This is a genomic window from Actinosynnema sp. NPDC023658, from assembly GCF_040639995.1.
In the GTDB taxonomy this organism is placed as follows: domain Bacteria; phylum Actinomycetota; class Actinomycetes; order Mycobacteriales; family Pseudonocardiaceae; genus Actinosynnema.
In genome coordinates this window covers 1-4,165 of the sequence record NZ_JBFAAX010000523.1, presented here as the reverse complement: position 1 = coordinate 4,165, position 4,165 = coordinate 1, and the positions used below count along the sequence as shown (strand labels likewise).

At 71.5% G+C, this 4,165-nt stretch carries 6 protein-coding genes; 2 read left to right on the top strand and 4 right to left on the bottom strand.

Annotated elements, in window-relative coordinates; translation table 11 throughout:
* Positions 1-137 precede the first annotated feature (137 nt).
* From AB0G02_RS30360 to AB0G02_RS30350, 3 genes are all read right to left on the bottom strand, one after another.
* The gene (locus AB0G02_RS30360) at positions 138-866 is read right to left on the bottom strand and encodes an SDR family oxidoreductase (RefSeq protein WP_360800716.1); all 729 of its coding nucleotides are present in this window, start codon (positions 864-866) and stop codon (positions 138-140) included.
* Between the two features lie 415 nt (positions 867-1,281).
* Positions 1,282-1,920, bottom strand: a complete 639-nt coding sequence (locus tag AB0G02_RS30355; RefSeq protein WP_360800713.1) for a UdgX family uracil-DNA binding protein — start codon at positions 1,918-1,920, stop codon at positions 1,282-1,284.
* Complete coding sequence (locus AB0G02_RS30350) at positions 1,904-2,086, bottom strand: CsbD family protein (protein WP_360800710.1); 183 nt, start codon at positions 2,084-2,086, stop codon at positions 1,904-1,906. Before AB0G02_RS30350 ends, AB0G02_RS30355 begins: the two co-directional genes overlap by 17 nt.
* A 72-nt stretch (positions 2,087-2,158) precedes the next feature.
* Between AB0G02_RS30350 and AB0G02_RS30345 the strand changes: the two genes are divergently transcribed.
* Together AB0G02_RS30345 and AB0G02_RS30340 are read left to right on the top strand one after the other, a co-directional pair.
* Positions 2,159-2,518: a VOC family protein gene (locus tag AB0G02_RS30345; protein WP_360800707.1), complete on the top strand. Its 360-nt coding sequence runs from the start codon at positions 2,159-2,161 to the stop codon at positions 2,516-2,518.
* A 209-nt stretch (positions 2,519-2,727) separates the two neighbouring features.
* Positions 2,728-3,228 (top strand): ANTAR domain-containing protein, encoded by a 501-nt coding sequence (locus tag AB0G02_RS30340; protein ID WP_360800704.1) that lies wholly within the window; start codon positions 2,728-2,730, stop codon positions 3,226-3,228.
* Here the strand turns inward: AB0G02_RS30340 and AB0G02_RS30335 are convergent.
* The coding region (locus AB0G02_RS30335) for a DUF3459 domain-containing protein (RefSeq protein WP_360800701.1) at positions 3,206-4,165 on the bottom strand (960 nt) is incomplete at its 5' end. The two genes, AB0G02_RS30340 and AB0G02_RS30335, sit on opposite strands and share 23 nt — an antisense overlap.

Sequence of the window (4,165 nt, the reverse complement as noted above, 5' to 3'; positions counted from 1 at the left end):
CCCGCCAGAGTCCTACGTCCAGAGCACCTGAGTTCAACGCTCACGGCTAACACCGTTCGCCGTGAGCGTTGAACTCACCCCTCCCGAACGTAGGACTCTCGGCGCGCGAACGTAGGACTCTCGCGGTCGGTGGAGGTCTAGGCGGTGAAGCCGCCGTCCACGTGGAGCTGGGCGCCGGTCACGTAGCGGGCCTCGTCGGACGCCAGGAACGCGACGGCCGCGGCCACCTCACCCGGCTCGGCGAACCGACCCACGGCGGTGAGGCCGCGGACGACGTCGGCGCCCGGCCCGTCCGCCGGGTTCAGGTCGGTGTCGGTCGCACCGGGGTGCACCAGGTTCACCGTGATCCCGCGCGGCCCCAGCTCGCGCGCCAACGCCTTCGTCATGCCGCTCAACGCCGCCTTGCTCGCCGCGTACAGCGAGAACCCGGGGAACACCGCCCGCTCCGCGACGTTGCTGCCGATGCCGATGATCCGCCCGCCGTCACCGAGGTGCGGCAGCGCCGCCTTGACCGCCACGAACACCGCCCGCACGTTCACGTCGAACGTCCGGTCGAACTGCGCCACCCCCAGCTCCTCCACCGGCCCGACGATGAACTCGCCCGCGTTGTTCACCAGCACGTCCAACCGCCCCAGCACCGCCGCGGTCTCCTCGACCGCCGCGACCACCGCGTCCGCGTCACCGCTGTCCGCCCGCACGGCGACCACCCGCCGCCCGAGCGCCTTCACCCGGTCGACCACGTCCCCCGGGCTGTTCCGGTAGGTGATCGCGACGTCCGCGCCCAACTCCGCCAACCGCACCGCGACCGCCGCGCCGATGCCCCTGCTGCCGCCCGTGACCAGCGCGACCTTGCCCTCGAAGTCCATGCTGCCGATCCTGCGGCGCGGCGGCCCCGGAGTCCGGCGGGAAACGGACGTCGCGTCCCTCCCGGCACCGTGACCGGGCTCTCCCCGGACGCCGCCGATATTCACGTTGCGAGGTCCGCCGACGCTCGCATAGGTTCGTAGTACACGAGGAAGGAGGTGGTCCGAAGTTGAATAGCTATAGGACTCGTCGTGAGGTGGCTGTCCGCTAGGACCGACCTTTCCCAGGTGGTCTGGGCGAATCCCAGGCAGCCACCCGGCCCCCGTGACCCCGAGCCCAGTCCAGCTCGGCCCGCACCTGGTGCGGGAAGTGGTCAGGGGGCCGTTTCACGTTCACCGGCAAGGATCTGTGAGCCGTTCACCGGTCACACGAAGACGGAACCACGAAACCACAGCGGGTGACGGCGCGTGAAGGAGATCACTCGCCCAGGTGGGCGCGCACGACCCGGAGGTCGGCCAGGAACGCCTGGTACGCCTCGTCGCGGTCCGGCGCGCGCAGCACCGCGGACGGGTGCACGGTAGCGATCACGTCGTAGTCGTCGACCCGCTCCACCTGCCCCCGCCGCTCGGTGACCTTGACCGCGGCGCCCAGCACGGCCTTGGCCGCCGTCGCACCCAAGCACACCACCAGGTCCGGCCGCACCTGCCCCAGTTCCGCGTGCAGCCACGGCAGGCAGGCCACGACCTCGCCGCGCGACGGCGACTTGTGGATGCGCCGCTTGCCCCGCTCGGCGGGCACGAACTTGAAGTGCTTGACCGCGTTGGTCAGGTAGACGCCCTCACGGGCCAGGTCGGCCTCGTCCAGCGCCTTGTCCAGCAGCCGACCGGCGGGCCCGACGAACGGTTCGCCCTGCCGGTCCTCGACGTCACCGGGCTGCTCGCCGACGAGCACCAGCCGGGCGTCCGCCGGTCCCGCACCGAACACGGTCTGCGTGGCCGGCTCGTACAACCGGCAGCCGCGACAACCGTCGGCGGCACGCCGAAGCGCCGCCAAGTCCGCACCCTGGGGCACGAACTCGGCGGCGCTGGTGGTGGTACGACTAGTGGTCGTTCCCACGGAAGGCGTCCTTGACCTTCTCCCCGGCCTGCTTGAGCGAGCCCTTGGCCTGCTCGGTGCGGCCCTCGGCCTGCCACTGCTCGTTGTCGGTGGCGTCACCGACCGCTTCCTTGGCCTTGCCCTTGAGCTCCTCGGCCTTGTTGCTGATCTTGTCGTCGGTCCCCATGACCGCTCCCTCCGTTGGGATTCTTCCGTTGCAGCACGGATACCCATCACCCGGACGGGGAAACTCCCGGACATGACCGCACACATCGTCGCCATCGCCGTGGACTGCCCTCCCGGCCAGGTCAGCGTGCTGGAGGACTTCTGGTGCGCGGCCCTGGGACTCCGCCTGGCACGCCGTTGGAAGGACGCCAAGGGCGTCGAGTACAGCGAGCTCACCGGAAACGGGCCGATGCTGGTCCTGCAGCCGGTGGACGAGCCGAAGCAGGCCAAGAACCGGCTGCACCTCGACCTCGCCGCGGACGGCGACCGGGACGCGGAGGTGGCCCGCCTGACCGGCCTGGGCGCTCGCGTCGTCGACGCCGACCCGGCGCTGCCGTGGGTCGTGTGCGCGGATCCGGCGGGCAACGAGTTCTGCGTGCTCCCGCCACGCTGAAACCCCTCCTAGTTGCACCGGACCACCCTCTCTCTACTACGGTGATCGTCTACGCGGTTGAAAAGCCAGCCGCAAGCCACCCGGCACCCGAGAGGGCACCAGGGTCAGCGAGAGCTGTGGGCTTGCCGGTGCTGGCACCCGCGTGTCCGGATGCTCTCGCAACGCTGGACTGGCTGACCGGTACCGACGTGCGAGAGAGGAGCCCGACCGTGGTCGGGGACAACGGGCATGACGATTCGCTGACCGCGCGGATCGCCAGCCTCGAAGCCGAGATCGTGGGGTTGCGCAAGGCGGTGCAGACGCGCACCGTCATCGGGCAGGCCACGGGCTTGATATCCGCAGTGCAGGGCTGCACGCCCCAGGAGGGCTTCCAGCTGCTCGTGCGGATGTCTCAGCACCACAACGTGAAGCTGCACACGATCGCGCTGAAGCTGCTCGACCTCTCCACCGAGCTGGGGCCGCGCCAGGCCGTGCGGGCGGTGCACTCCGCCGAACCGGCGGACGAACCGGCCCCGGTCGCGGAGTCGCCCTGGCTGGACGTGGTGAACGCGGCGCGCAGGCTCGTCGCGGCCTACGACGCGGCCCAGGAGTCCGAGGACGAGCGGCCGGAAGTGCGAAGACAGCTGGCCGACCAGGTCGCGCTGGCCGGCCGGCTGCTCGCCGAGAAGCTCACCGAGGTCGGCTGGCTCACGGCCGACCAGGGGGCGTGACCGCCTCGCAGTCGACGATCGCGAAGGAGTCGGCGGGCAGGTGCACCGCCTGCCCGTCCACCTTCACCCCGGTCGACGCGAGCAGCACCTCGCGAGGTTCGACGTCGAGCCGCACCTCCGCGTCCCCACCGAGGTTGCACACCACCCGCAGGGCGCCCCGGTGCAGCACCAGCACCGAGCCCTCCTCGCGCACCGCGAACCGGTCCAGCCGCGGGTCGGAGAGCTCCGGCCGTGACCGGCGCAGCGCGATCAACGCCCGGTAGAGGTCGAGCAGCTCGCCGTGGCCGGGTTCGGACACCTCGTCCCAGCGCAGCGTGGACCGGCGCACGGTCTCCGGGTCGATCGGGTCCGGCACCTCCGACTCGCCCCACCCGTGCCGGCCGAACTCGCGCCGACGCCCGGTGCGCACCGCCTCGGCCAGCTCCGGGTCGGGGAACGACGCGAAGAACTGCCACGGCGTGCTCGCCGCCCACTCCTCGCCCATGAAGATCATCGGCGTGTACGGGGAGCTCAGCACGATCGCCGCGCCCACCGCCTGCCGCTGCCACGGCACCGTCGCCGTCAGCCGGTCGCCCGTGGCGCGGTTGCCGACCTGGTCGTGGTTCTGCAGGTAGGCGAGGAACCGGTAGCCGGGCAGCCGCTCGCGGTCCACCGGGCGGCCGTGGCTGCGACCGCGGAACGACGACCAGGTGCCCGCGTGGAGGAACACCTCGCGCAGGGTCTTGCCCAGCGCGCCCTCGAAGTCCGGGTAGTAGCCGAACGTCTCGCCGCTCAACGCGACGTGCAGCGCGTGGTGCAGGTCGTCGGCCCACTGGGCGTGCAGGCCGTGGCCGCCGCCCTCCCTCGCCGTGACCAGCCGCGCGTCGTTCAGGTCCGACTCCGCGAGGTCCGGCGCATCGTGCTGGAGAAGATGGAGATGGTCGGCCTCGTCGGCGCG